Annotated in this window: 32 protein-coding genes; 11 read left to right on the forward strand and 21 right to left on the reverse strand. The window is 44.9% G+C overall.

From position 1 onward, the window contains the following. Window positions 1–20: 20 nt before the first annotated feature. Window positions 21–413: a hypothetical protein gene (locus LZG74_RS00090; protein ID WP_233794647.1), complete on the forward strand. Its 393-nt coding sequence runs from the start codon at window positions 21–23 to the stop codon at window positions 411–413. Here the strand turns inward: LZG74_RS00090 and nadD are convergent, their stop codons facing one another. The 7 genes from nadD to LZG74_RS00125 all read right to left on the reverse strand — a co-directional run bounded on the left by nadD (window position 414) and on the right by LZG74_RS00125 (window position 5155). After that, window positions 414–986 carry a nicotinate (nicotinamide) nucleotide adenylyltransferase gene (nadD, locus tag LZG74_RS00095; RefSeq protein ID WP_233794648.1) on the reverse strand — a complete coding sequence of 191 codons (573 nt, stop codon included), beginning with the start codon at window positions 984–986 and terminating at the stop codon, window positions 414–416. Beyond that, complete coding sequence (gene gmk, locus LZG74_RS00100) at window positions 983–1549, reverse strand: guanylate kinase (RefSeq protein WP_026629639.1); 567 nt, start codon at window positions 1547–1549, stop codon at window positions 983–985. The genes nadD and gmk overlap by 4 nt, the downstream gene beginning before the upstream one ends. A gap of 10 nt (window positions 1550–1559) precedes the next feature. After that, entirely contained in the window at window positions 1560–1850 is a 291-nt protein-coding gene (locus LZG74_RS00105) for a phosphohydrolase (protein ID WP_233794649.1), read from the reverse strand. An 84-nt stretch (window positions 1851–1934) separates the two neighbouring features. Next, the gene (locus LZG74_RS00110) at window positions 1935–2534 is read right to left on the reverse strand and encodes a sigma-70 family RNA polymerase sigma factor (protein ID WP_035360656.1); all 600 of its coding nucleotides are present in this window, start codon (window positions 2532–2534) and stop codon (window positions 1935–1937) included. A 221-nt stretch (window positions 2535–2755) separates the two neighbouring features. After that, window positions 2756–3259: a hypothetical protein gene (locus LZG74_RS00115; RefSeq protein WP_026629636.1), complete on the reverse strand. Its 504-nt coding sequence runs from the start codon at window positions 3257–3259 to the stop codon at window positions 2756–2758. Then, window positions 3256–4095 carry a rod shape-determining protein MreC gene (gene mreC / locus LZG74_RS00120; RefSeq protein ID WP_026629635.1) on the reverse strand — a complete coding sequence of 280 codons (840 nt, stop codon included), beginning with the start codon at window positions 4093–4095 and terminating at the stop codon, window positions 3256–3258. The genes LZG74_RS00115 and mreC overlap by 4 nt, the downstream gene beginning before the upstream one ends. Window positions 4096–4129: 34 nt before the next feature. Then, on the reverse strand, window positions 4130–5155 hold the full coding sequence (locus LZG74_RS00125) for a rod shape-determining protein (protein ID WP_019946014.1): 1026 nt from the start codon (window positions 5153–5155) through the stop codon (window positions 4130–4132). 175 nt (window positions 5156–5330) lie between these two features. Here LZG74_RS00125 and LZG74_RS00130 point away from each other — a divergent pair, with 175 nt between their 5' ends. The 3 genes from LZG74_RS00130 to LZG74_RS00140 are packed head-to-tail and all read left to right on the forward strand — an operon-like array spanning window position 5331 to window position 8462. Further along, the gene (locus LZG74_RS00130) at window positions 5331–6833 is read left to right on the forward strand and encodes a GH3 auxin-responsive promoter family protein (RefSeq protein WP_233794650.1); all 1503 of its coding nucleotides are present in this window, start codon (window positions 5331–5333) and stop codon (window positions 6831–6833) included. Between the two features lie 18 nt (window positions 6834–6851). After that, window positions 6852–8012, forward strand: a complete 1161-nt coding sequence (locus LZG74_RS00135) for a 1-deoxy-D-xylulose-5-phosphate reductoisomerase (protein ID WP_233794651.1) — start codon at window positions 6852–6854, stop codon at window positions 8010–8012. Continuing rightward, entirely contained in the window at window positions 8013–8462 is a 450-nt protein-coding gene (locus tag LZG74_RS00140) for a hypothetical protein (RefSeq protein WP_233794652.1), read from the forward strand. Between the two features lie 72 nt (window positions 8463–8534). Here the strand turns inward: LZG74_RS00140 and LZG74_RS00145 are convergent, their stop codons facing one another. The 7 genes from LZG74_RS00145 to LZG74_RS00175 form a co-directional block, all read right to left on the reverse strand. Further along, window positions 8535–9299 (reverse strand): glycosyltransferase family 2 protein, encoded by a 765-nt coding sequence (locus LZG74_RS00145; protein WP_026629631.1) that lies wholly within the window; start codon window positions 9297–9299, stop codon window positions 8535–8537. Window positions 9300–9343: 44 nt separating this feature from the next. Next, complete coding sequence (locus tag LZG74_RS00150; RefSeq protein ID WP_233794653.1) at window positions 9344–10168, reverse strand: glycosyltransferase; 825 nt, start codon at window positions 10166–10168, stop codon at window positions 9344–9346. A gap of 6 nt (window positions 10169–10174) precedes the next feature. Then, window positions 10175–10399 carry a DUF2283 domain-containing protein gene (locus LZG74_RS00155; RefSeq protein ID WP_233794654.1) on the reverse strand — a complete coding sequence of 75 codons (225 nt, stop codon included), beginning with the start codon at window positions 10397–10399 and terminating at the stop codon, window positions 10175–10177. Between the two features lie 2 nt (window positions 10400–10401). Then, entirely contained in the window at window positions 10402–10641 is a 240-nt protein-coding gene (locus tag LZG74_RS00160; protein ID WP_233794655.1) for a hypothetical protein, read from the reverse strand. Between the two features lie 19 nt (window positions 10642–10660). Continuing rightward, the gene (locus tag LZG74_RS00165; RefSeq protein WP_233794656.1) at window positions 10661–11479 is read right to left on the reverse strand and encodes a phytanoyl-CoA dioxygenase family protein; all 819 of its coding nucleotides are present in this window, start codon (window positions 11477–11479) and stop codon (window positions 10661–10663) included. Window positions 11480–11615: 136 nt separating this feature from the next. Then, the gene (locus tag LZG74_RS00170) at window positions 11616–12551 is read right to left on the reverse strand and encodes a hypothetical protein (protein ID WP_233794657.1); all 936 of its coding nucleotides are present in this window, start codon (window positions 12549–12551) and stop codon (window positions 11616–11618) included. A 19-nt stretch (window positions 12552–12570) separates the two neighbouring features. Then, window positions 12571–13452, reverse strand: coding sequence for a class I SAM-dependent methyltransferase (locus LZG74_RS00175; protein ID WP_233794658.1), 882 nt, complete (start codon window positions 13450–13452; stop codon window positions 12571–12573). A gap of 163 nt (window positions 13453–13615) precedes the next feature. Between LZG74_RS00175 and LZG74_RS00180 the strand changes: the two genes are divergently transcribed. Beyond that, a complete protein-coding gene (locus LZG74_RS00180) occupies window positions 13616–14824 on the forward strand; it encodes a M20 family metallopeptidase (RefSeq protein WP_233794659.1) in 1209 nt (402 codons plus the stop codon). On the opposite strand, the gene LZG74_RS00185 is transcribed toward LZG74_RS00180, so the two are convergent. Next, a complete protein-coding gene (locus LZG74_RS00185; RefSeq protein ID WP_233794660.1) occupies window positions 14787–15536 on the reverse strand; it encodes a polyprenol monophosphomannose synthase in 750 nt (249 codons plus the stop codon). The two genes, LZG74_RS00180 and LZG74_RS00185, sit on opposite strands and share 38 nt — an antisense overlap. A 34-nt stretch (window positions 15537–15570) precedes the next feature. Beyond that, window positions 15571–15945: a DUF4296 domain-containing protein gene (locus LZG74_RS00190; RefSeq protein ID WP_233794661.1), complete on the reverse strand. Its 375-nt coding sequence runs from the start codon at window positions 15943–15945 to the stop codon at window positions 15571–15573. A gap of 69 nt (window positions 15946–16014) precedes the next feature. Here LZG74_RS00190 and LZG74_RS00195 point away from each other — a divergent pair, with 69 nt between their 5' ends. The 4 genes from LZG74_RS00195 to LZG74_RS00210 are packed head-to-tail and all read left to right on the forward strand — an operon-like array spanning window position 16015 to window position 19475. Beyond that, window positions 16015–16902: a DUF58 domain-containing protein gene (locus LZG74_RS00195; protein ID WP_233794662.1), complete on the forward strand. Its 888-nt coding sequence runs from the start codon at window positions 16015–16017 to the stop codon at window positions 16900–16902. A 1-nt stretch (window position 16903) separates the two neighbouring features. Beyond that, on the forward strand, window positions 16904–17818 hold the full coding sequence (locus LZG74_RS00200) for a hypothetical protein (protein ID WP_233794663.1): 915 nt from the start codon (window positions 16904–16906) through the stop codon (window positions 17816–17818). 8 nt (window positions 17819–17826) lie between these two features. Beyond that, window positions 17827–18846: a VWA domain-containing protein gene (locus LZG74_RS00205; protein WP_233794664.1), complete on the forward strand. Its 1020-nt coding sequence runs from the start codon at window positions 17827–17829 to the stop codon at window positions 18844–18846. Next, complete coding sequence (locus LZG74_RS00210) at window positions 18846–19475, forward strand: ribonuclease HII (protein ID WP_233794665.1); 630 nt, start codon at window positions 18846–18848, stop codon at window positions 19473–19475. Before LZG74_RS00205 ends, LZG74_RS00210 begins: the two co-directional genes overlap by 1 nt. Here LZG74_RS00210 and LZG74_RS00215 read toward each other — a convergent pair. The 5 genes from LZG74_RS00215 to rpmH form a co-directional block, all read right to left on the reverse strand. Continuing rightward, the gene (locus LZG74_RS00215) at window positions 19433–19969 is read right to left on the reverse strand and encodes a DUF2480 family protein (RefSeq protein WP_233796318.1); all 537 of its coding nucleotides are present in this window, start codon (window positions 19967–19969) and stop codon (window positions 19433–19435) included. The two genes, LZG74_RS00210 and LZG74_RS00215, sit on opposite strands and share 43 nt — an antisense overlap. A gap of 78 nt (window positions 19970–20047) precedes the next feature. Next, window positions 20048–20740, reverse strand: coding sequence for a tRNA (adenosine(37)-N6)-threonylcarbamoyltransferase complex dimerization subunit type 1 TsaB (gene tsaB, locus LZG74_RS00220; protein WP_233794666.1), 693 nt, complete (start codon window positions 20738–20740; stop codon window positions 20048–20050). A gap of 185 nt (window positions 20741–20925) precedes the next feature. Beyond that, window positions 20926–22578, reverse strand: a complete 1653-nt coding sequence (locus tag LZG74_RS00225; protein ID WP_233794667.1) for a S41 family peptidase — start codon at window positions 22576–22578, stop codon at window positions 20926–20928. Between the two features lie 6 nt (window positions 22579–22584). Then, a complete protein-coding gene (rnpA, locus tag LZG74_RS00230) occupies window positions 22585–22998 on the reverse strand; it encodes a ribonuclease P protein component (protein WP_035360648.1) in 414 nt (137 codons plus the stop codon). A 15-nt stretch (window positions 22999–23013) separates the two neighbouring features. Further along, window positions 23014–23172: a 50S ribosomal protein L34 gene (gene rpmH / locus LZG74_RS00235; RefSeq protein WP_015813300.1), complete on the reverse strand. Its 159-nt coding sequence runs from the start codon at window positions 23170–23172 to the stop codon at window positions 23014–23016. A gap of 277 nt (window positions 23173–23449) precedes the next feature. Between rpmH and LZG74_RS00240 the strand changes: the two genes are divergently transcribed. Next, window positions 23450–23938 (forward strand): Panacea domain-containing protein, encoded by a 489-nt coding sequence (locus LZG74_RS00240; protein WP_051350060.1) that lies wholly within the window; start codon window positions 23450–23452, stop codon window positions 23936–23938. Next, window positions 23901–24371, forward strand: coding sequence for a hypothetical protein (locus LZG74_RS00245; protein ID WP_233794668.1), 471 nt, complete (start codon window positions 23901–23903; stop codon window positions 24369–24371). Before LZG74_RS00240 ends, LZG74_RS00245 begins: the two co-directional genes overlap by 38 nt. Window position 24372: the final 1 nt, after the last annotated feature.

Consider the following 24372-nt stretch of genomic DNA (forward strand, 5'->3'; position numbering starts at 1 on the left):
GAATAAATCAGGATAGTGTAATGAATAAGTTGATTTCCAGGTATTTGGTGTTTGCAATGCTTTTGGGCTTTGCTGCCTGCTCTTCACCACCCGATAAGCTCGGAAGCCTGGACCTTGTAAAATGGCGCGGCGACAGAGGCGGCTGCAATGATGTGCGCGCAGGGCTGGAAAAGGATTTTAAAACCGTTGAACCGCAGCTAAAAGGTAAATTTGCAGACGATATAGGCGATTTACTGGGCCGTCCGGACATTCACCAACTTGGCGAAAGAAATCAGAAGTTCTACGTTTATTTTCTTTCCAAAGGCGAGCAATGCGATGACATTAAGGCAAAATCAAATGCTCCGAAAGTGATCCTGAAATTCAATGCAGTGGGATTGCTGAGCGAGATTACTTACCAATCGCGTCCTTTGTGATCAGAGATAGAATTTTTTGATCTTAATGAGTTGTTCCACAGGCTCCGGAACGAGATAACGGATGGATTTGCCATGCTGCAAACTGGCGCGAATGTAGGTGGCAGATATGTCCAGCAAAGGCGCTTCGACAAATTTTACAGCCGGATGATTGCCAAATGCATGCGGTTTTGAATTCGGGCGTGGATATACGTATAGGCCGGTATATTCCAGTATTTTGTCGTGGTTTTTCCAGTTTGGAAACTGTGCCAGATTGTCTTCTCCCATGATCAGCCTAAATTCATGCTGCGGAAATTTCTCCTGCAAACGGATCAATGTGTCAATGGTGAAACTGGGCCTGGGCATGTGAAATTCCACGTCTGTGGCCCGGAATGCAGCATTATCGGAAATGGCGCGCTGAACGAGGTCATAGCGGTCAAATTCGTGCAGTAAGCTGCTGTTTTTCTTAAATGGGTTCTGCGGGCTGACAACGAACCATACCTGTTCCAGATCAGTCGATGTGGCCATGGTGTTGGCAATGATCAGGTGCCCGACATGAATAGGATTGAATGATCCGAAAAAGAGCCCGATTTTCATTGAATAAAATCCAGAACCAATGCTTCCGCTTTTTTGAGTGTTTCGTCAAGATCATCATTAACGAGCACAACGTCAAACTTATCTTCAAAGCTAAGTTCGTAACGGACTTTGCCAAGGCGGGTTTCCAGTGATTTTTCGGTTTCTGTGCCGCGTTCGCTGAGACGGCGGATGATTTCGGCTTCGGAAGAGACTTTTACAAAAACGGCCAATGCATTGTCACGGTAAATTTCTTTCAATTTGAGACCGCCCTTTACATCTACATCAAACAAAACCTGTTTCCCCTCATTCCAAAGCCGCTCAATTTCCGTTTTGAATGTGCCATAATAATTTCCCGCATAAACCTCTTCCCACTCCGCAAACTCGTTGTTGGCAATGCGCTCCCGAAATTCCTTTTTCGGGATGAAATAATAATCTTTTCCGTTCACCTCATGGTCGCGCTGTTCCCTTGTAGATGCAGAAACAGAGAAAGCCAGAAGGTCGGGATATTTTTTAAGAAGATGCCTTACTATTGTAGTCTTTCCGGAACCGGACGGAGCGGAAAATATGATAAGCTTACCTTTCACACGAACAGCATTAACTGTTTATTTTTGAAATAATTGTCTTTAGAATGCTCTCAGGGCAAGGCTTCTTTTCGATCTTAAAATTAAGGGATTCTTTGATGCATTTTTCCAGTCTGTAAGACTCGATGCAAGGCAAGCATTTATCCATGTTTTCACGAAAATGATCCTTCTCGGCCTCGGTTGCTTCATCGTCAAGAATAGCCTGAATTACCTTCATGCATTCAAGATGATGCTCGCATTTCTGCTTCATGGGTTGTTTTTGCGCTTCTTCACTAATTGAAGGCGTGGTAGGGGATGCATTCATTATTAAAATGAAAAATAAGGAATAATGGAATATATGTACAGTTGTACCCTATAACCGAAGAGGTTACAAAAAAAGTTTCACAACCTATGAATCATATCCCATCGAGCTCGCGTAACTCTTTAATTTTTCTTTCAATAAGTTACGCGCACGGTGCAATCTGGACCTTACAGTACCGATCGGAATGTCCAGGATCTTGGCCATTTCTTCGTATGTAAAACCTTCAATATCACATAAAATGATCACCGTCCGGAAGTCCACCGGCAGTGCATTTAATGCATTTGCAACCTCATCACCTATTAATTCCTGAACTGCATCCGCCCGAAGATCGACCGTGTAAGTTGTATCAGAAGCTTCCTCAGAGTTGTAAGTAGTTTCGACTTCCTGATAATCTACTTTGGAAGGCTCCTTACTTTTCTTGCGGTAATCATTTATAAAACTATTCTTGAGAATCCGGAAAAGCCATGCTTTTGCATTGGTGCCTTGTTCAAAAGAAGAAATAAAACGGAAAGCCTTTAAATATGTGTCCTGAACCAGGTCATTTGCATCGTCTTCGTCCATAGTAAGGCGAAAGGCGAAATTATACATGGAGTCAATGTGTGGCATGAACTCACGGTTAAAAACTTCATAACGAAGGTCATCCGTGTATTCATTAGTCGTGAGCGTTTCTGACATGGCAACTAACATAGGAATGCTGAATTTACAAAGATTAACAACAGCTCCAAATCGTACAAATTAAAATTTGATGAATGGCTTATTGAAGCTACTTAACAGCCATCTTTTCACGATAAAAAATAAATCAACCGGGAACCGCATCCTAAAATATTCCAAATTGAATTGCCTCCTGCCGTATTTAATGTATCAACATCAAATTTCGAGCCACGAAGGTTTCGTGTCAAAATGTCATATTAACGTTTGGAAAAAAGTTCCAGGAGTATGATTAGAAGGGTAGTAAACAGCACACTGGCGCCTATGCGGATCAGTGTGTAAAGGATCATTCCAAAATGATTGATCTCCATTAAAAAGAGCATGGAATGATGCAGCAGGATGAGCGGTAAGACATAACCAAGAAATGCGCCCAGACCTTGCGCCCTTATTCCCACCTCGGCACGTTCCGCGCCGCGGGATTTCATCTGGTAATGGATAAGGAAAGGTCTCAGGTAAGCGATCAAGACGGTGGCCGAAGCGTGCATCCCGAATGTGTTGGAAAACACGTCTACGGTGAAGCCAATGCCGAAAGCAATCAGCAAAAGATACATTCGGTCTACATCAGCAGGAAGTAACAAGACACCGGCAATGTATATAAAACAGAAAGCGTAGTTGAACAACACGACATTCCGCATGAAGAAGATCTGCAGGAACAGATACAACAGGATCATCAGGGAATATTGTATTGCCTCTCGTAAACTCATTTGGTATTTATCGTACGTAGTTTAAGACTATCCTGCTCCCCAAGTTGTTGATTTTGTACCACATAAACATAAGAGAGGTTCCTGAAATCGGTTGCAAGCCGCAATACAATGTTGTAAAAGGTCTGATTGGGATGCACACTTACCGTCTCCACCCTACCCACCATAATGCCGGGAGGAAAAACAGAATTTTGATCGGAAGTAACCGCGGAGTCCCCCTTGAAGATCTTGGTATACTTCGAAACATCGATCATATCAATGAAATTAGGATCCTTTCCAGGCCATTTGGCATAACCAATTTCCTTGCTCCTGACAAGCTTCGACGACACCATGAACTGCGAATGCAGGATGGAAGTAACCACAGAAAAGTTCTCTGAACAAAACCTGACCTTCCCAACTACCCCGGTCGCTGAAATAACGCCCATCCCGGGTTTGATCCCGTCAGAGCTCCCCTTATCGATCGTCAGCACATTGTTGGTCTTGTTGGTCTCATTATCAACCACTTTTGCCACGGTAAATGTGAAGCGTGATGCAAATGATGAGTCCGGAACGTAGCCAGCCGGCGAATCGATGGGTTTTGTCTGCGTTAATGCCGTAACAGTGGCACGAAGCCGCGCATTTTCATTCGCTAATGCGGAGTTCACCTCGTCCAGTTTCGTGTATTCCTTTGCTGAATTAGAAAAAGCCAATGTTTTGGCGACATAATAATTCGAAGTGTTGAAATAAGTTGCGCCCCAGTAAGTGTTACTGCGCACGATTAACCATACACTGAGAACTTCCAGCAAAATAAATACCAAAAAGAAACGATTCCGGACAACGAAATCAACGAGTTGGAGCATGGGCTAAAGTGTTCACATCGTGAACGATCCAATACTACGAAATCAGTACCGGCTTGTACAATTCAAGATTTTTAAGGACTTCGCCTGTTCCTTTCACTACGGCTTTTAAAGGATCATCCGCAATGTGAACGGGAAGCTTGGTTTTCTGAGCGATGCGTCGGTCGAGGCCATGGATAAGTGCCCCGCCGCCTGTCAGATAAATACCATTCTTAAATATATCCGCAGAAAGTTCAGGAGGAGAAATTTCAAGTGCCTTCATGACACCTTCCTCAATTTTAGAGATTGATTTATCGAGAGAATAAGCGATTTCACTATACGTAACACGGATTTCCTTTGGAATCCCGGTCATTAAGTCACGGCCGCGGATCTGATAATCGTCCAATGGAATTTCCAGTTCAGGAGAAGCAGAGCCGATGGCCATTTTAATCAATTCCGCAGAGCGCTCACCGATCAAAAGATTGTGCTCGCGGCGCATATAATCAACAATGTCTCTTGTAAATACATCACCCGCAATGCGTACAGACTGCTCGCAAACAATCCCTGACAACGCTATAACCGCGATTTCCGTAGTTCCACCGCCAATGTCAACGATCATCACACCATTCGGCTGCGTAATGTCAATGCCGATCCCGATAGCAGCTGCGATCGGCTCGTGCACCATATATACTTCTTTCGCGCCTGCATGCTCGCATGAGTCTTTCACGGCACGTTTTTCAACTTCTGTAATCCCGGAAGGAATGCAAACCACCATGCGGTGGGAAGGTGTAAAAAAACGGCTGCCGGTATCGATCATTTTGATCATACCACGGATCATCATTTCGGCAGCAGTAAAGTCAGCAATTACACCATCTTTAAGTGGGCGGATCGTTTTGATATTCTCGTTGGTCTTCTCATGCATTTGCATAGCTGTGTGTCCGATGGCTAAAACTTTGCCTGTGGTTTTGTCCATGGCAATGATAGAAGGCTCGTCAACAACTACTGTATCTTTATGGATGATCAGGGTATTTGCGGTCCCCAAATCGATCGCTATATCGCTCGTCAAAAAATCAAACAATCCCATATATTTTTTTAAAATTTTCGCTCACTTTGATTTCAGGATGGCAAAATTACAGATAAATAACCACAAACAAAGGCATTTAAAAAATTTCGGCTAATGGCCGTTTTGGCCTCAAAAAAGCCTGTTAGGCGGCCTTGTAGAATAGAATTTACAAAACCTGTGTACCTTTGTTTTTACTATGGGAATCAGAGCACTATTGAGTGAGCCGCTGGCTCGATACATTGTACAGCAGCAACAGGATTGGATCTCGCGGAGCGTCGAAGTGCAGGAAAAATGGAGGGGTGATCTGGTCCGTAAAGCGCTTCAAACGGAGTTTGGAAAAGATCATTTTTTTAAGGACATCCACAGCTATTCCGACTTCAAAGAAGCGGTCCCCGTCCACGATTATGAAGACCTTCACAAGTATATTGATAAGGTAAAGAACGGGGATGAAGACATTCTCTGGCCCGGCAAGCCCTTATATTTTGCCAAAACGTCAGGCACAACTTCGGGAACCAAGTACATTCCGATTTCCCGCGACTCGATTTCCAACCACATTGATTCTGCCCGCAATGCCATTTTGACGTATATAGCAGAAACCAAAAAAGCCCAATTTCTTGATAATAAGCTCATTTTCTTATCCGGAAGCCCAGTCCTGACGGAAACAGGCGGTGTACTGACAGGCCGCTTGTCAGGTATTTCCAATCACCACGTTCCGGGTTACCTCAGATCCAACCAGATGCCGAGCTACGAAACGAACTGCATTGAAGATTGGGAAACGAAGCTGGACAAGATCATCGACGAAACGCTCGACCAGCGCATGTCGCTGATTTCAGGCATTCCGCCGTGGGTACAAATGTATTTTGACAAGATTATCGAAAGGACCGGAAAAAAGATCAAAGACGTCTTTCCGGACTTTTCGCTGTTCATATATGGCGGGGTCAATTTCGAGCCTTACCGCGCCAAACTCTTTGAATCTATTGGAAAGAAGATCGATTCGATTGAGCTATATCCTGCTTCGGAAGGCTTTTTCGCCTACCAGGATTCTCAAAAAGACGACGGTTTGCTGCTGCTTTTGGACACGGGCATCTTCTATGAGTTCATTCCCGTTGAAAACTACTTCGACGAAAATCCCCGGCGATTATCCATCGGAGAAGTGCAGGTTGGGCAGAATTATGCGGTGATCGTGAATAATAATGCGGGGTTATGGGGCTATTCTTTGGGTGATACGGTGCGGTTTGTCTCTGTAAACCCGTACAAAATCCTGGTAACGGGCCGGATCAAGCATTTTATATCCGCATTCGGCGAACATGTGATCGGGGAGGAGATAGAAAAAGCATTGCGTTATGCCATGGAACGCCATCCTGAGGTTGAAGTTGTCGAGTTTACGGTTGCGCCAATGGTAAATTCCGAAAATGGCGGACTTCCTTATCATGAATGGTTGGTGGAATTTGCCGTCGAGCCTAACAATAAAGAACAATTCGTGGCCGACGTCGACAGAAAGCTTATCGAACTCAACATCTATTACAAAGATCTGATCAAAGGCAGCATTTTGAAAACACTGGAACTGGTGCCATTGCGCAAAAACTCGTTTATTGATTACATGCGCGCGAATGGCAAACTAGGCGGCCAGAACAAAGTGCCCCGATTGTCCAACGACCGGAAAATCGCAGATGAACTGATCAAAATCAACCGGCAGTAAATTAACCTCAGCATCAGAATGAAAAAAAATATAGCAATTCTTGGATCAACAGGTTCGATCGGGACGCAGGCGCTGGAAGTGATTGAGGTGAATCCCGAGATTTTTTCGGTAGCCGTTCTTACTGCCCAGGATAATGCGGATCTGCTGATTAAGCAGGCAGCGAAATTTCTGCCCAAAGAGGTCGTTATCGGAAATGAAAAGCATTTTGATAAGGTTAAATCAGCTCTTTCCGCATTCAATATAAAGGTTTACAGCGGCATCGAAGCACTGGTTTCCGTCGTGGAATCGGAAGAAATTGACACGGTGCTTACGGCGATGGTGGGTTATGCCGGACTTTTGCCTACCATTCACGCCATTAAGGCTGGAAAGGACATTGCATTAGCAAACAAAGAAACACTTGTTGTGGCCGGCGAGCTTATTACCGCACTAGCCAAACAATACGGCGTAAAGATTTACCCGGTCGATTCCGAGCATTCTGCCATTTTTCAATGTCTGGTTGGGGAAGAGGAAAACAAGATTGAAAAGATCATACTAACGGCTTCGGGCGGTCCTTTCCGCGGCAAGGATCGGGCGTTTTTGGCTAATGTTACCAAGGCACAAGCATTAAAGCATCCCAATTGGAGCATGGGCGCCAAGATCACGATTGATTCGGCCACGCTCATGAACAAAGGCCTGGAAGTGATCGAGGCCAAATGGCTATTTGATCTTGAAGCTTCACAAATAGACGTCATCGTTCACCCGCAAAGCATTGTGCACTCGCTTGTGCAATTTGAGGATGGCAGCATTAAGGCACAAATGGGCTTGCCCGATATGAAATTGCCAATTCAGTATGCATTGCGTTATCCGGCGCGTCTGAAATCGACTTTTCCGAGGTTTAATTTTATGGATTACCCTTCCTTAACCTTCGAAAAGCCCGATCTGGGCACTTTCAGGAATCTCGCCATTGCTTATGAAGTTTTGGAAAAAGGCGGAAATGCAGCTTGTATTATCAATGCAGCCAATGAAATTGCGGTAGAAGCGTTTCTTCAGGATAAGATCGGATTTCTGGATATTTCGGACCTGATCATTGAAAGCCTTGCCAAAATGTCCTACATTTCCGCCCCGACGTATTATGACTACGTTCAAACCAATGAGGCGACAAGGCGTTTTGCTTCAGAACTGATACAGGTAAAAGTTTAAATGAAAACCACCCTACTAAAATATTTCTCAGTTGCCCTTGCCAGTACGCTCAAATTTTTCGGAGGGCCCATCGCAGGGGTTGTCCTGAAACTAACGTGGCTTGAAACTGCTATTTGCTCGGCTATCGGCATGATGTTCAGCGTGTTCGTACTTACATATGTAGGCGGCGCGATTCAGGATTTTATCAAAAAACGCAGAAAAACACCGCCAAAAAAGTTCAGCCGGACCAATCGCATTGCGGTCAATATCTGGAAACGTTTTGGGATCATCGGCATCGCATTTCTGACGCCACCATTATTTACGCCGCTTTTCGGTCCCATCCTCGCCGTCGCCTTCAAAGTACCGCGTCCGGCTATTTTCCTGTGGATGTCCGCAAGCGCGATCATCTGGGGACTCGCCATTTCCTACATTGCGCACAAAATGACATTCGTCCAGGAATGGATTAAGTAAATGTTCAAGAAAGTGATGCTGACGGCCGGCGGATTAAGGTAACTCCCGGTCAATTTGCAAGTAATGATACTATTAGCGGCTGACTTCCTTTTTAGGCGCAGTGGATTTCTTCATAAAATCGCCTTGCGAGAAGTATTTTTCGATAAGGCAATACATTAAGATAAAGAAATAGCGGCTTCCCATTTCCTTAATTTTCAGCTTAGATTCACCGTATTTTCGGTTTGTCCAGCTATTTGGGACAACGGCATAATTGTAACCGCGCACCATTGCTTTTAATGGAAGTTCAATGGTAAGGTTAAAATGTGGAGCTAAAAATGGCTTAATGCCTTCAATGGTTTCTCTTTTATAAAGCTTAAATGCGTTGGTCGTATCATTGTATTTGATCCCCATCACCACTTTTACAATAAAATTGGCAACGCGGTTGATGACTTTTTTCAATGCAGGATAGTCAATGACCTTTCCACCCTTTTCCCAACGCGATCCAAAAACGCAGTCGTAATCGCCATCGAGCATTTTGTAATAATATTTTACCAAATCCTCAGGATCATCTGACATATCGGCCATAAACACGGCCACGCAATCTCCTTTAAAACGCTCTAAACCATATCTTACTGCATACCCGAAGCCATTGGGGCCGGGATTTGTGTAGTAAACTAATGTTGGAATTTGAAGTGAAAGCTCGTCCAGTACACGAAGTGTTCCGTCTTTGGAATTATCGTTTGTGACGCATATTTCGTGAGGAATATTGTATTTATTTAATGTTTGGTGCAGGGATGTCAGAGTGTGTGTAATTGATTCCTCCTCATTATATGCTGGTATTACGACGCTTAGCTTCATGGATTGCAATTGTTGAAAACAGTACAAATTAAAGATTATTAATTCTAACTGCCAATTTTTTCAAATAAGGATAGTTGCTCGTCGTAGCGCGCCAATGTCTTTGAGATCACCCCATCATATCTGTTGCCCAGCCATTTACCAACATTTTCAAACATATCCCGCCGGTTCTGCCAAAACTTTTGATTCGTGTTGGCATGAACATTACTCAACCCCGCGCTATGCTTGCGATAAACGCCCATAGGCTCGGGAAAATAGCCAATCTTACCCTGCGCAGCCAATTGGATGATCACAGCCCAATCGCCGGCCGCGGCTTTTGCATGCCAATCCGCAAAGTTATTTTGCAGAAAATGATTTCTGTAAACCCAGCTTGCGGTGGCCATAAACCATTTATCTTCCAGAATGTCCTCAATGGTTGAAACAGCCTTCTGATCAGGGGCATTAAAAAAATGTTCTGGCGACCCGTCTTCGTAGGTCACCAGAACATTATGGTGGGATATAGCAAAATCCGGATTAGCATCCAGAAAATCAACTTGCTTCTGTAATTTCAGCGGATCAGTCCAGTAATCATCGCCCTCGCACATGGCCACATATTCGCCTTTGCAAGCTTTCAGCAATTGCAGCACATTATTCCGCCCAGCAAACTCCCGCGGCTCCTTGGGTCCCTGGTTCTCCGAATGTAAAAAAGCCCGAATCCGTCCCGGATTCTTCTCTTGATATTCGCGAATGATCGCAGGCGTCGCATCCGTAGAAGCATCATCCCCAATCACAATCTCAAACTCAAAATCCGTAACCTGCATCAAAGCACCATCAAGCATCTGCCCAATGTATCGCTCATGATTATATGTAGGAACGCAAACGGAAAGTTTCAACGGGAACTAGATATTAACGAGTTGTTTAACAGAACCTTGGCTGATCTGCTGGAAGGATAATCCATGCACATTTGTCATATGCTGAGCATGCTCAATGGTCAGAGAAACAGGATTCCCGTTCACATCCAGATCGACCAGCATATTCTCATTTACATCATCAGTCGATACAACCTCATTCTGATTAAAAACCAGTAAAAGCGTATCCGTGTCTTGAAAATACCTGATATCCATAACTAGTTTTCGGTTTTAAATGAGCGGTCGAAAAAGGCGTTGTGGACGGTTTCACCGTCGTCGAGCAGAACAATGCGTAAATATTTTTGGTTCTCCTCGATTTTTGCCCAGCGCCTTATCCGACCGTCCGCCTGAATTTCCTCTTTTTCCGGAAAATGAAACACTTGTTCAATCCATTCATCTTTTATCCCCTGACGATCGCTTCGTTCTCTTGTAAACAAGAAATATTGTGTGTGTTTCATAAAAGGTCAAAGCTAAATCTTAGCTAAAAACCTCTTTCAATTGCTCCACGCTTGGAAAATTAGGCGTTACCAACTCAGTTTCTGGCTTGTAAATGTATGCCATCGGATAGCCTCTTTCTATGAATGTTGGCTCGTCGAGGTTGTTGTAGCGGAGCTGTACAGACCAGCGGATGTTGTTGGTAATGTTGTTGCCGGATTGGTGGATCAGGAATGCGGAGAAGACGAGGATGTCACCTACTTTGAATTCGGTTTGAACGAAATCTTCTTCCTTTAATGTGGCTGTGATCCCGCCTTGGTAACCGGATGTATTTGATTCCTGCAAACCGATTTTGTGGCTGCCTGGAATCACTTGCAAAGCACCAATGTCCGCGCCGGCGTCAACCATTGGGAACCAGATTACGGTGCTGTCCAATGAGCCCTGGCCTGTGCGCCAGTCTTGGTGTGCGTCGAGTTTCCAGTGTTTGCTGCCGTCTTTTGACAAGAAACGGCTGTTGAATTGCATCGCAGCGCGTGCGCCGATGATCGGGCTGGAAAGACCAACTTGTTTTAGAATGTCTTCAATCTTCGGATCAAGGCCCAGTCTGTGCAGCGAGAATGTATGCTGAACGGTTTTGCCTGTGTTGACGAATGCATTGAAGTCTTTTTCAAAAAACTCAAACATTGCATTCTCAAACTCGTCGCGGTTGTCGATATCCGGCGTTTTGCCAGTGACGTGCTTGATTTGGGTAGCGAATATTTTTCGGGCGTCCGTGTAAATGTTATTGACAACGTCTTTGTCCAAAAAATCTCTTAAAAGGACATAACCGTCATTATTGAATTGCTCTTGAAGTGTGCTCATTGTATGACACTTTATGTGGTTTGAAAAAAATTGAGAACCTAATCAGTCAGATAATGTAACCGGCTCTGAATAAGTTCTCAAATTTATGTTTCTATTGAAATCAAATAAATGACTTTTGCCGCCTTTTAATAAGATCTTAGTCCTCCCAGACTGCATACGCAAATCCGGCAGCGCCAAAGCCATTGCCATTGTAAAGCAGATATTTCTTGCCGTTATGCTGGTAAAAATTGGCATAATCGATCATTTGGTAATCAAAATCCTCCGGATTATCCGATTTCGCAATTCCTACCAAATTATCCTTCCGCTCCCAATTCGTGCCATCCAATGATTCCGCATAACCCAGTCTGTAACTCTGGTTACGATCCGTCCGATAGTCACGCGTGTGACGGTAAGAATAGTACATTTTGTAAATCCCATCCTCTTTAAAAACGCTCGGACGGCCAACTGCATGCAAAAAATCGTCAAAATCAAGCGCTGGAATGTCGCTGATATCCCAATGAATCCCGTCTTTGCTCGTAGCAGACTGACCTCTGTAAAAAGGCTCGGGATAATCGTGAATGTATTCACATTTGTGGCCGGAAATATACCACATCCGCCAGGTGCCATCCTCATCAATCATTACCGAAGGCTGTGCTGCCCAAAGCGGGTTTTGAATGCTGCGGTCCATGATCGGGCCTACAAACATTTTTTTGAATGATATGCCGCCGTCGGTGCTCACTGCGAGTCCCATGGAAAGTCGGTAAGAATTCCAGGTGCGGTTCCAGCCGGTGTAATAAAGCCAGATGTCGCCATTCGGACGGTTTACAAACCAGGAAGGCATCGCGCCGGTTTCGTCATATTCACCCGGTCCACCAAGTTCTAAAATCGGCTTATCGTGGATGTAAAGGATCTTTTTGGGATCGTCGTAATCTACATCGATGAACGTCGGGCGCGATTGGCCGTCTTTGTCTCTTGACGAAAAATATATGCGTAAAAAATCTTCGTGCTTATATGCAAACGGAACCTGCGCGTGCGACAAACTGTGCGGCAATGTTCCGTCCGGCTTATATATAACTCCTTTTTTAACCCACATGAAATGATAATGTTATTGATTAATCAACCGCCTTTTCAGCGCGCAAACGCCAGTTATCCACGAAATCTTTGCCCGGGATCGGCAGGTCAATGTCCACTTCCGGAGCCTTCGCGGTAACCCTGTATTCCATCACATAAAAAGCATTTCCAAACACATAATGTAACTTGAAATTCTCAATGTTCGCAGGAACGTCTTCCAAAGGCACTTCGGCACGGAAGAGCGGGTTGGCTTTTAATAATGTAGCGTAAGTAGGCGTGTTCCGCAACCAAGGCGCAATGCTTTCGTCACCCACAACCACTTTTCCACCCGGGCGAACCACACGGGTAAGCTCATCAAATGCACGTTTTCTTTCAGAAAATGTATTAATGCCTCCGAAATGGAAAACAGCGTCAAAAGTATCATCAGGGAATGGCAGATAAGAACCGTTTCCAAGGAAATAATGCACATTAACGTCCTCCGTTGAGAGTTTTTCTTGTGCTAGCTTCAACATATTAGGAGAAAGATCGGATAGAACTGCTGTTCCGCCTGGTCTTACGCGGTCTAAAATCAATGATGAGTCTTTACCCGTTCCGGCACCAACTTCCAATGCTTTCATGCCAGGTTTCAATTCCATCAGGTCGATGAAGAATTTTCTTGTCGATGCTTCGTCGGAATGGTTCAATGTTTCAAAAACCCAGGATACGCCTTTGTCGTAGCGAAGGAACGCTTGGTCGTATAAATATTGCTCACGCGCATCTTCTGGCAACAACTCTTTGGGATAAAGCATGTTAACAATGCCCGTATCGCCAACTTCATATATTGTTCCGTCTTCACTTTTCAGTGATTTTCCGTCTTCTGCGATTGTTAGTGCGGTTCCTGTAAGCGGACAAACCAACGATTCTAGAAATTCCTTTTGATTCATTTGTGCTTGGCTGATTGATATATATCTGGTCAAAATTACTTTTTTCTTTTGAACAACATTCAATATCAAGCCGCTTATTAGCAAAAGGGCTGCACAATATTTATTGTTACCTTTGAATGATTTGTATCGATATCAGTCTCTCAGAATAGATTTTAATTGAATTATGTCTCAGCTGCAAGAAAAAATAAAAGCCCTCGCCAAAGATCAATCCGCCGACATTATAGCGCACCGCCGTCATTTGCACAGCAATCCCGAATTGTCTTTTGAAGAATATAAAACGGCGAAATATGTTGCTGCTGAACTGAAGGCCATTGGCTTACAACCCGAAGAAGGCGTTGCCGGAACGGGCGTTGTGGCGATCATTGAAGGCAGGAATCCTGAAAAACGTGTGGTTGGCCTGCGTGCAGATATGGATGCGCTGCCGATCTTTGAGGCTAATGATGTTCCTTACAAATCAACCGTTCCGGGCGTAATGCATGCTTGCGGACACGATGTGCACACTTCTTCTTTGCTGGGAACGGCGAGGATTTTGAATCAATTAAAGGAAGAATTTGAAGGAACAATTAAGCTGGTTTTTCAGCCTGCCGAGGAAAAAGCGCCGGGTGGAGCTTCGTTAATGATCAAAGAAGGTGTTTTGGAAAACCCGAAACCAGCAAGTATGGTCGGCCAGCACGTTGCACCGAACGTTCCGGTTGGAAAAATTGGCTTCCGCGAAGGCATGTACATGGCCAGCACCGACGAACTTTATTTAACTGTAAGAGGAAAAGGCGGCCACGCAGCGGCTCCGCATCAATTGGTGGATCCGGTTTTAATGGCTTCGCATATCATTGTTGCGTTGCAGCAGATTATTAGTCGGAATAGAAATCCTGCAAATCCAGCCGTGCTTTCTTTTGGAAGGTTTATTGCCGACGGCGTTACCAATGTGATTCCAAACGAAGTGACCATTCAGGGAACGTGGCGTTGCATGGATGAAGAATGGCGGGCAGATGGTTTGAAAAGAATGAAAAAAATGGCTGAGAACATCGCCGAAGCCATGGGCGGAAGCTGCGAATTTGAAATTGTACACGGCTATCCATTCCTGAAAAACCATCCTGAGCTTACCAGACGCGTCAGAAATTCAGCCACAGATTACATGGGAGCTGAAAACGTTATTGACCTCGATCTTTGGATGGCTGGCGAGGATTTCGCATTCTATTCGCAAGTTGTGGATTCGTGTTTTTACAGATTAGGAACCCGCAATGAAGAACGCGGAATCATTTCCGGCGTGCACACGCCTACATTTGACATTGACGAAAGCGCATTGGAAATTTCAACCGGATTAATGTCCTGGCTGGCTATTTCTGAACTTGGCCATGCGGGATATAACGCTTAAAAAAGCTGTTGACTTTCAATGTTATCACGCCAAGGATCGCTTCCTTAAAAATGCCTTTTGACATTTTGGAAGCGCCTTTGGTCCTGTCTGTGAAAATGATGGGCACTTCCACAATGTCGAAACCGTATTTCCAGGAATTGAATTTCATCTCAATCTGGAAGGCATAACCGATGAAGCGAATGTTGTCCAGGTTGATGGTTTTCAAAACTTTGCTCGTGTAGCAGATGAACCCGGCAGTCGGGTCCATGATCTGCATTCCTGTGATCATTCTCACATAATATCCTGCAAAATAGGACATTAACACCCTGTTAATGGGCCAGTTAACCACATTAACCCCCGTAATGTAACGCGAACCTATCGCCACGTCGTGACCTTCCACGGCGCATGCGTGATGCAGGCGGATCAAATCTTCCGGCGGATGAGAAAAATCCGCATCCATTTCAAAAATATACTCGTAACCGCGCTCCATGGCCCATTTGAAGCCGTGAATGTAGGCTGTTCCCAATCCTAATTTTCCCTTTCTTTCAACCAGGTGAAGTTGACCTTCATACGTTTTCATGAGCTCTTTCACCACAGCCGCAGTGCCGTCGGGCGAGCCGTCGTCGATGATAAGCACGTGAAATGGCTGACTTAAGCTAAATACTTTTCGTATGATTGCCTCGACATTTTCAATCTCGTTGTAGGTAGGGATTACTACAATACTGTTATTCACAACTGGTGATAGGGTTAAATTAAATGTGTGATTTTCAGAGCTTAATATTATTTGTTTTCTCCCGGATCTCCACATTCTTGTTCACTTTTTCATAGATCCGCGTCATCGTTTCCGGGCGGGTCATGTAATAATCGTAGCTTTTGCGGTAAGCCACGGTGTCCACTTTGTGTTTTTTCCAAATATCGCTTTTGAGCTTGTTGAAGATCATCAGCGACGAATCCAGCGATCTCAGCTGCAAGCGGTTGATCCGCGACTCGGCCAGATGGATGTCTGTCAGGATCTTTGCCATTTCCTCCTCGCTCAATGTGTCCTTGGGCGGCTTTTCGTCACTTACACAGCTTGTAAAAAGCAGCATAGCAAGCAAAAAGTGGATCAATCCGTTCGGGAAATTAACTGTCGGACACCTCATAAAACGCAAAATGTATATCTTTGTTTAGATACGCCGGGTAGCAAAGGTGATAATTTTTTCGCAAAACTAATGTTTGAACAGTTTCTTGGAAAGCTAAGAAAGTATGAAATCCGCATGCGGAAAGCGGTGACCAGCGAGCGTTACGGCAATTTTCACTCCGTTTTCAAAGGCTCAGGTCTTGAATTTGACGACCTGCGGCTTTACCAATACGGCGACGATGTCCGCGCCATCGACTGGAACACTTCTGCCAAAGGACACGGAACATTCGTTAAAATTTTCAAGGAAGACAAAGAGCAGACGGCCTTCTTCATGCTTGATGTAAGTGCCTCACAGCAAGTAGGAGAGCTCAAAAAGTTGAAAATTGACATTGCCAAAGAGATTTGCGGCGTGCTCACATTATCAGCCATTCAGGAAGCGTCGCGGGTTGGTTTGCTTTGTTTTTCGGATAAAAATGAGCGCTACATTCGTCCTTCAGATGGCATGAAGCATGGTTATGGCGTGATTTCGGAGCTTTACAAACTCGTTCCGGAATCCGGAAAAACCAACATTGCGGAGGCAATTCTGGTAACGTTAAATGTTGTTAAAAGACGAAGCCTGATATTTCTGATCTCGGATTTCATCGACAATAATTACCAGCATAACCTCAAAGCATTAGCCCGTAAGCACGATTTGATCGTCATTCATTTGTACGATTCGAGAGAAGTAAATTTGCCGGGATTGGGAATTATTCCTTTATATGATGCCGAAAAGCAGAGCACGGTTTGGGTCAACACGTCGTCCAAGCAGTATAAGGAGGAAATGGCGAGCCGGTTCAGCAAGCGAAGTTCCGAACTCGAAAGGCTCTGCCACCAAAACCGCGCGGATTATATTTCCATCAACACCCAGGAAGATTATGTGCCTGCGCTGATCCATTTGTTCAAGGTGAGACGTTATACGAAAAGCAGTTCTTCGTCGTAAAATGGTCAGATCCGTCATAGCGTCTTTCACCCTGTTTTTGCTCCTTAACCTCTTGCCAACAGCAGGTTTTGGTCAAAAAATAAAGCCGTTGGGCCTTTTCCTGAACGACAGCATTGAAGTAGGCAAGCCCGTTTATTTCTCATTAAGCGTCCGCCACGATCCCAAAACAGAGATTTTTTTCCCGGACACCTTATATGATTTCTCGCCTTTTGAAATCATTTCCAAAAGAGCATTCACATCCAGCACAGACGACCGGGGCAGTCTGGACAGCGCGGTTTACCAGCTCATTTCCTTCGACGTAGCGCGTTCGCAATCCTTGAAAATGCCTGTTTATGTTTTTAATAAGAAAGATTGTACGGCTGTTTTTACAAAACCTGATTCTGTTTTTCTAATCAAAAGCAATGTTGTTGAAGCGATGAAAACGGCAAAGCTCGTACCCGAAACCTCGCTTTTGCCACTGAGCAGTGAGTTTAACTTTTCTATTTTATTAGGCAGCATTGCACTCATTATTGGCGTTGTAGGCAGCATTTACTGGGTTTTTGGACAGGATATTTATAAACAATGGCAGCTCATCAAGTTGCAGCGGCGGCATCTGGAATATGTGCGCTCATTCAACCGTCTGATGCGGAATGCCAGGGAAAAAAACAATATTAAGGACGCAGAAAAGGCCATTATCGTTTGGAAAAACTATTTGGAACGATTGGAAAAAAAGCCTTTTGCAACCTATACAACGCGTGAAATCGTGGACAACATGCCTGACGAAGCACTGGCCGAAGCATTGAAAAACATGGACAGCATTATATACGGACAAGTGATTTCCAAAAACATGGCCGAATCGCTCGAGGTCCTTAAAAGCGGCGCGACGCGGATTTACCGCAACAAAAGAAGATTCATCCTCGACAGCCCCATCGCCTGATCTGACTTATGGAAAAGTGGTTTTCATTGAAATGGTTTGGTTATGAGGTCTTTCGGTCTTACGAATGGGTGTATCCGTATTTTTTATATCTGTTGCCTTTCGTACCGATCCTTTTCTGGCTCCGCAATGCGCTGCACCGGAAGCACAAGCAGCGTCTGGTAATCACGTACAGCCCGGTAAGAGGCGCGCGGGATTGGCAAACATTGCTGCGCTTTGTGCAGCCCGTTTCCGTGGGACTCGGCATTTGCCTCATTCTGGTCGCATTAGCCCGGCCGCAAGTGATTTCGGAAAGAACAGATCAATATTCGGAAGGGATTGACATTATGCTGTTGCTGGACATTTCGGATTCCATGATGGAAAAAGATTTGAGCCCGAACCGACTAGAAGCCGCCAAGCTGGTTGCGAGGGAATTTATTAAAGGGCGTTTGCAGGATCGCATCGGGTTGATTGTTTTTGCAGGAGAAGCCGTTTCCCTTTGTCCCTTAACAACTGATTATGAGCTTCTTTACGGGTTTTTGGATGAAATAAGTCCTGCTATGGTGCCTACTGCGGGAACCGCGATCGGCAGTGCGCTTGCTGTTGCTGTAAACCGGATGCGCGAAACGCCGGGAGAAAGCAAAGTGGCGATCCTAATCAGCGATGGCGATAACACGTCCGGAAATCTCGGGCCGGCAACGTCTGCGCAATTAGCGCATGCATTTGGGGTGAAGGTTTACACGATTTCGGTGGGTAAGCAAAAAAAATCAACGCGTACAGACAGTGCAGGGGTTTCGAATGCGTTAGTAGATGAAACAGAGCTGAAAAATATTGCAGGTTTGGGAAATGGGAAATATTTTCGTGCTTCCGATAACAGCGCGCTCGCAGGCGTTTTTAAACAAATCGATCAGCTGGAAAAGGTTAAATCCCGCGACGTGGTTTCACGCGACGTAACCGATTTTTACCGGATTTATTTATATTGGGCAGTGTTGTTCCTGCTGATTGCAATCGGGACAAAGAGTACATTTATGGCAAATATCCTTGAAGATTAATGCTGAAAGCATATTACAATTCTGACGCGATTGAGGCTGGACTGGACGAGGTGGGCAGAGGTTGTCTGGCTGGCCCGGTGGTGGCCGCAGCGGTAATTTTACCAAGAGATTTTACGCATTCCTATCTCACCGATTCCAAGCAATTGACCAAAATTCAGCGCCTCGAACTCGAAAAAGACATCATCCGCGAAGCCATTTGCTGGGCCGTCGCAGAGGTCGATAATTTGGAAATTGACAGGATTAATATACTGAAAGCCAGTTTTCTGGCTATGCACCGGGCAGTGGATAAGATGCACACAAAACCCGAACATTTGCTCGTAGACGGCAACCGTTTCACGCCTTACCCGATGATCCCGCACACCTGCATTATTAAAGGCGACGCACATTACTTTTCCATTGCAGCCGCTTCGGTCTTGGCAAAGAATTACAGGGACGAGCTCATGTCCAGACTTTCGGGCCAGTTCCCGCATTACGGCTGGGAAACGAATGTAGGTTACCCGACCATTCACCACCGGAAAGCGATCGGCCTGCACGGCCCATGCCCGTATCACCGCATGACATTCAAATTATTGAAACCCGAGTGCGATCAGGCAATGGAGGAAGAAATGGAAGATTTAGGCTTTTTATAAAGAGGAACCGTGCTGCAGGGCTCCCCGAACATCAGGCTTTGAACGATTGGTTTGAGCAACCGGCTGATTTCAACGTAAGCCGAAATCGGAACATTAACCTTGCTGCAACCTTTCACAACAACCCTTTTGCCTTTAAATTCGCTAATATCAAGCTTACGGATGGCGTCAGCAAACAATTTGTCTTCCAAAGCATTCAGATCGCCAAAAATAACCGCATTCGCATAAGGCTCCATTTGCACAGCCAGCAACATATAAGCCCAGGTAGGCACAATGGCATCTTCCGAACAAATGATCGCCACATTCTTACCCTGATATTGGGTCCAGTCGTGCGCCTTCAGGAATTCACGGAAGTCCTTTTCTTTAAGGATCATTCCCTGCCACAAATTGTCTTTGATATCGTATAAAACGCGTTCGCCAGGATGATACAATTCTTCCAAATCCAGTGAAACAATGCCACTAACCGCAACCCGATTTACAATTTCTTCAGTTTCCATCTTCATGTTACTTTGCTTAAATGGCTAACACGAAAAAAGCGCAGTTTGTTTATTTAATCAAACAGAAATCAATCTTCACTAAGCTTGCAAGCTGGTTTTTTTCGAAGGTGGAGACATAAAATCCTTCAAATAATACGGCTCAAAGGCAGCCACATCTTCAAACTGCGCATTCTCAAAAGCCTTTACCGCCAATTCACCGATTGTCACCGCAGAAGGTCGAATGTCTCTCTTAGGAAAAACAGCATTAGGATGATCTCCCAGCAACGCTTCACATTTAGTCGCACCATCGCCAAAAAACACAACCTTATGCTCAGCAAGCAGCTCCTGAAATGAATTTTCATCCATAATTATGGCACGCGTTTCTTGTACGAAACTATTCGTCGAGTCAAAAATAGCCGCATAAACTTCCATCCTGCGCGCATCAATCATTGGACAAAGTAAATGTTCAGAATAAAATGCACTCAACTGCAAAGCCATCGCTTCCAATGTGTTAATGGCAATCATTGGCTTATCCAAGGCATAACAAAGCCCTTTCACAGACGAGACGCCGACGCGTAGCCCTGTATAGGAGCCGGGGCCTTTGGCAACAGCAATAGCGTCAAGATCATTTAATGTAAAACCTGCATGAGTCACGGCACTTTCCATGAGCGTGGTGAGCATGGAAGAGGATGAACGATCTGTATGCAGGTCGGCGCTGGCAAGTAAAACTGAATTCTCGTGAACTGCCACGGAGCAGCCGCGGATGGAGGTGTCGATACTAAGTAGGAGCATATGATTTATTAAAACAAAGAGGAGTAGGACGTCACTAGTCCTATCGCCCCGAGCGTGCCGAGGCCACTGTCGCCCTCAGCCTCTATCACTTCAAGCCTCTGTCACCCTGAGCGGAGCCGAAGGGGGCGTTACACCTGGGTAGTAGCGCCCCCTTCGGCTCCGCTCAGGGTGACAGGACAAGCAACTTATTTCTTCTTCAAAAGATCATTGTAACGGGCCGGCTCTTTAAACAATGCCAATGCTGCCTTCACTTCCGGATCTTCTTTGAATGAGGCTTCTCTTAAACCTTTTTCAAGATAATAATGCTTGATGATTTCTTCTTCCAGGATCTTTTTGATTTCTGGTTTGAAGATTTGCAAATCATTATCCTTGCTATGTGACAGCTTTGATTTCAATGCTTTAAGCTGATCTTCAATTACTTCCAAAGATTTTTCTTTCTTCGCAGAAGCTTCCAGATCATTCAGATCACGCTCAACCTGCGTGGTGTAATCGTATTCTTTATCACCTAGCCATTTGGTAAATGCAGCGTAATCCGCATCGGAAAGACTGAATTCTTTGGCTGGTTTAATAGTCGGGTGCTCGAAGTGGAATTTTACTGCGTAATCGAAGAAAAGACGATTGCGGCCCAGGGAAGTGGCTAGTGGCGAGTAAGTTTCTTTTTCAGTTAAAATGTCTGGCAAAATCCCGCCGCCGTCGAAAACAGAACGTCCGTTTTTGGTTTTGAACTCGGTCATGAGCGAATCCGCGATTTTACCAACGCTTCCATCGTCATTTCTGTGGCTGTAATCGATCGCTTGAATGCACCGGCCGCTGGGGATGTAATATTTGGCGGTTGTGATCTTCATTTTGGTATTGAAAGAAAGATCACGCGTGGTTTGCACCAACCCTTTTCCATAAGTCCGCTGGCCGATTAACACGCCGCGGTCGTAATCCTGGATCACGCCGGAAACGATCTCCGCGGCCGAAGCGCTGCGGTTGTTGGTGAGCACGATGACTGGTATTTCGGTGTCCAGTGCAGGATTATATGCGGTGTAAGTTTTGTTCCATTCGCTTACTTTCCCTTTTGTGGAAACGATCTCTTCGCCTTTGGCAATAAAAATATTAGAGATTTCAATTGCCATATTCAGCAAACCACCCGGGTTGTCGCGCAAATCCAGCACGACGGATTTCATTCCTTTTCCTTTCAATTCCTGAAATGCATTGCGCACTTCGCGGGAGGCCGTTGCTGTGAAATCTTTCAGATCAATGTAACCCACATCTTCGCTGATCATGCCGTAATAAGGCACATTGGTCACTTTTACAATATCGCGGTTAAGGGAAACTTCGAGCGGCTTGGTGGCGCCGTATCGTTTTAATGTAAGGGTTACGTTGGACTGCGTTTGTCCTTTCAGCAATTTTCCAGTGTCAAAGTCCTCACGCGCTGAAAGGTCCACGCCGTTGATTTTTACGATTTCATCGCCGAGTTGCAAACCTGCTTTTTGTGCGGGTGTATCTTCATAAACCATCATCACCGTATGCTTGCCTTCCGCCGAACTGATGATCGCGCCGATGCCGTTGTATTTTCCGGTGGTCATCGTCATGTAATCCTCAATGTCGTCCTCGGCGTAATACACCGTGTAAGGGTCCAGCGAGCGGAGCATATTGTCTATGCTGGTCTTAATGAGCTGGTTGGGATTGATTTCGTCCACATAATAAGCATTCAATTCCTTGAACAATGTGGCGTAAATGTCTAGGTTGCGCGCGATTTCGAATAAGCGGTCGTCTTTTTTAAACGAAAAAAAGGCAATCCCTGCCACCACCGGAATGGCCAGCCAGAAGGAGCGAAAATACTTTTTCATGTATGTTCAGGAATTTTGATTTTTTTGAACGGGCCGGGGCAACTTTTCGAGTCTTTTGAGCGATTGCTTCATGGCCGTTTCAATAACGTCGTAAGATGTTATTTCTTTTGCAAGATACAAAAAAGCAATGTAGGAAGGTCTTGATTCCGTGGATAATGCGAGGAGCGACGCCTTGTTCAGGCGGTAAGCTTCGCGGCAGCGGCGACGGATGAGATTCCGGTCGACCGCCCGTTTGAAAGACTTTTTGGAAACAGAAAATAAAACCTGCGGAAGGGGAGTAGGCGCCTCTTTTTCAATAATATAAAGCACCCTAAAAGGAAAAAGGTAGAACGTGTTGACTTCCGTGCTACCTCTTTGAAACAGCCGTCCGATTACCCGGGGGCTACATAAGCGTTCATTTTTACCAAATGTATTTTTCAAGTTCTCGAACCTGAATTATTGCTTATGACGTTTTTCGTCTGATACTGTCAGTTTCCAACGGCCTTTCTTGCGGCGGCCAGCTACTACTTTACGCCCATTTGCAGTGGACATTCTTTCACGGAAACCGTGTTTGTTTCTCCTCTTGCGATTCGATGGTTGAAAGGTACGTTTCATCTCATTATCAAATTATTGCGCTATAAATCTCTGTCTACCCCTAATTTGGGCTTGCGAAGGTAAGACAAAAAAATTATATTAGTAAACATTTCATCAAAAACTAAAATTAATGGTTAAGAAAAGGTCACTTTTCCTTCCCGTTTCGATTCTAATAGTGACTTAGGAATGTCCGTTGCAGCATTTAAATAAACTTTTTTTCAAGTTTGGTGCGTTTATTTGTGCTGATACTGTGTACATTGCGTATATTCAATATGATTTTAATAACCTCGTATTCACTATGTATTCGTCTGTTTTAATAGCCGGGCAATTTGTAAACCTTGGCGTAAAGGAAAATAATCCTGTGACGCAGATGAAGTTGCAGAAAATGGTCTTTTTCGCGCATGGGCTGCATCTGGCATTGAATAATGGAGATCCGCTGATCCGGGAGAAATTTCTGGCGTGGAAATTCGGGCCGGTTGTGCCGACGATCTATCAGCTTTACAAAAAATGGGGCAATTCGCCTATAATAGAGAAAACTTCGATTACTGTTAATTCGCAGCCACTGGCCAATTTTTCTGAACTGTCGCCCTCGGCCATTGAAGCGATTAACAACACCTGGGAAATTACAAAAGACGTTGATGCCATCACGTTATCAAACTGGTCCCACGCGACGAATTCGCCCTGGGATGTTACTTATAAGAAGGTTGGAGAGAATGGTGTAATTGACGATAACCTGATTAGAAATTATTTTGAGCAGCAAATCAAATCCCCAATCCCGGCTGTCTGAGTCAAAGCTGTCGGTCGACAGAAATACGTTACGCAACTGGGTAACCGCTGCATCGCCGGAATCAACAGAACAAGATATTAGTGAAAAAACCTTCCTTACGCTGCTTCAACAGGTAAGTCTGGAAGGCTTATCCCAGAATATACGGGAGCGGAAAAAATACGCCGAATATATTTTCTGGATGGTTTCCGTGTGGCTGGTGATGGTGATTCTCATTGTATGGTTAAATGGCCTTGGTGAAGTGTATTGCTACAATTTCCTTGACCCCATCCTGCGCACCGGAGTTAAATACATTAGTTTCAAGTTCCAGCTTTCTGATGCTGTCCTTATTGCTTTGATCACGACAGCGACGGTCAATATTACCACATTCTTCCTGGTCGTCACTAAATATCTTTTCCCGAACACGCCCGAGAAAGAAAGCCCGCCCGTGGAGTAAC

This window comes from Dyadobacter sp. CY327 (genome assembly GCF_021390415.1).
Classification (GTDB): Bacteria; Bacteroidota; Bacteroidia; order Cytophagales; family Spirosomataceae; genus Dyadobacter; species Dyadobacter chenhuakuii.

Coding starts and splice junctions, on each gene's coding strand:
- LZG74_RS00130 (WP_233794650.1), top strand. CDS start 5,331: ATGGGAATCAGAGCACTATTGAGTGAGCCGCTGGCTCGATACATTGTA.
- LZG74_RS00170 (WP_233794657.1), bottom strand. CDS start 12,551: ATGTGGGTTAAAAAAGGAGTTATATATAAGCCGGACGGAACATTGCCG.
- LZG74_RS00225 (WP_233794667.1), bottom strand. CDS start 22,578: ATGAAAAAGTATTTTCGCTCCTTCTGGCTGGCCATTCCGGTGGTGGCA.
- LZG74_RS00090 (WP_233794647.1), top strand. CDS start 21: ATGAATAAGTTGATTTCCAGGTATTTGGTGTTTGCAATGCTTTTGGGC.
- LZG74_RS00125 (WP_019946014.1), bottom strand. CDS start 5,155: ATGGGATTGTTTGATTTTTTGACGAGCGATATAGCGATCGATTTGGGG.
- LZG74_RS00200 (WP_233794663.1), top strand. CDS start 16,904: ATGGTCAGATCCGTCATAGCGTCTTTCACCCTGTTTTTGCTCCTTAAC.
- LZG74_RS00205 (WP_233794664.1), top strand. CDS start 17,827: ATGGAAAAGTGGTTTTCATTGAAATGGTTTGGTTATGAGGTCTTTCGG.
- LZG74_RS00105 (WP_233794649.1), bottom strand. CDS start 1,850: ATGAATGCATCCCCTACCACGCCTTCAATTAGTGAAGAAGCGCAAAAA.
- LZG74_RS00140 (WP_233794652.1), top strand. CDS start 8,013: ATGAAAACCACCCTACTAAAATATTTCTCAGTTGCCCTTGCCAGTACG.
- LZG74_RS00180 (WP_233794659.1), top strand. CDS start 13,616: ATGTCTCAGCTGCAAGAAAAAATAAAAGCCCTCGCCAAAGATCAATCC.
- LZG74_RS00135 (WP_233794651.1), top strand. CDS start 6,852: ATGAAAAAAAATATAGCAATTCTTGGATCAACAGGTTCGATCGGGACG.
- LZG74_RS00240 (WP_051350060.1), top strand. CDS start 23,450: ATGTATTCGTCTGTTTTAATAGCCGGGCAATTTGTAAACCTTGGCGTA.
- LZG74_RS00110 (WP_035360656.1), bottom strand. CDS start 2,534: ATGTTAGTTGCCATGTCAGAAACGCTCACGACTAATGAATACACGGAT.
- tsaB (WP_233794666.1), bottom strand. CDS start 20,740: ATGCTCCTACTTAGTATCGACACCTCCATCCGCGGCTGCTCCGTGGCA.
- LZG74_RS00115 (WP_026629636.1), bottom strand. CDS start 3,259: ATGAGTTTACGAGAGGCAATACAATATTCCCTGATGATCCTGTTGTAT.
- LZG74_RS00175 (WP_233794658.1), bottom strand. CDS start 13,452: ATGAATCAAAAGGAATTTCTAGAATCGTTGGTTTGTCCGCTTACAGGA.
- LZG74_RS00190 (WP_233794661.1), bottom strand. CDS start 15,945: ATGAGGTGTCCGACAGTTAATTTCCCGAACGGATTGATCCACTTTTTG.
- nadD (WP_233794648.1), bottom strand. CDS start 986: ATGAAAATCGGGCTCTTTTTCGGATCATTCAATCCTATTCATGTCGGG.
- mreC (WP_026629635.1), bottom strand. CDS start 4,095: ATGCTCCAACTCGTTGATTTCGTTGTCCGGAATCGTTTCTTTTTGGTA.
- LZG74_RS00195 (WP_233794662.1), top strand. CDS start 16,015: ATGTTTGAACAGTTTCTTGGAAAGCTAAGAAAGTATGAAATCCGCATG.
- LZG74_RS00165 (WP_233794656.1), bottom strand. CDS start 11,479: ATGAGCACACTTCAAGAGCAATTCAATAATGACGGTTATGTCCTTTTA.
- LZG74_RS00215 (WP_233796318.1), bottom strand. CDS start 19,969: ATGGAAACTGAAGAAATTGTAAATCGGGTTGCGGTTAGTGGCATTGTT.
- LZG74_RS00210 (WP_233794665.1), top strand. CDS start 18,846: ATGCTGAAAGCATATTACAATTCTGACGCGATTGAGGCTGGACTGGAC.
- LZG74_RS00145 (WP_026629631.1), bottom strand. CDS start 9,299: ATGAAGCTAAGCGTCGTAATACCAGCATATAATGAGGAGGAATCAATT.
- LZG74_RS00155 (WP_233794654.1), bottom strand. CDS start 10,399: ATGGATATCAGGTATTTTCAAGACACGGATACGCTTTTACTGGTTTTT.
- rpmH (WP_015813300.1), bottom strand. CDS start 23,172: ATGAAACGTACCTTTCAACCATCGAATCGCAAGAGGAGAAACAAACAC.
- LZG74_RS00160 (WP_233794655.1), bottom strand. CDS start 10,641: ATGAAACACACACAATATTTCTTGTTTACAAGAGAACGAAGCGATCGT.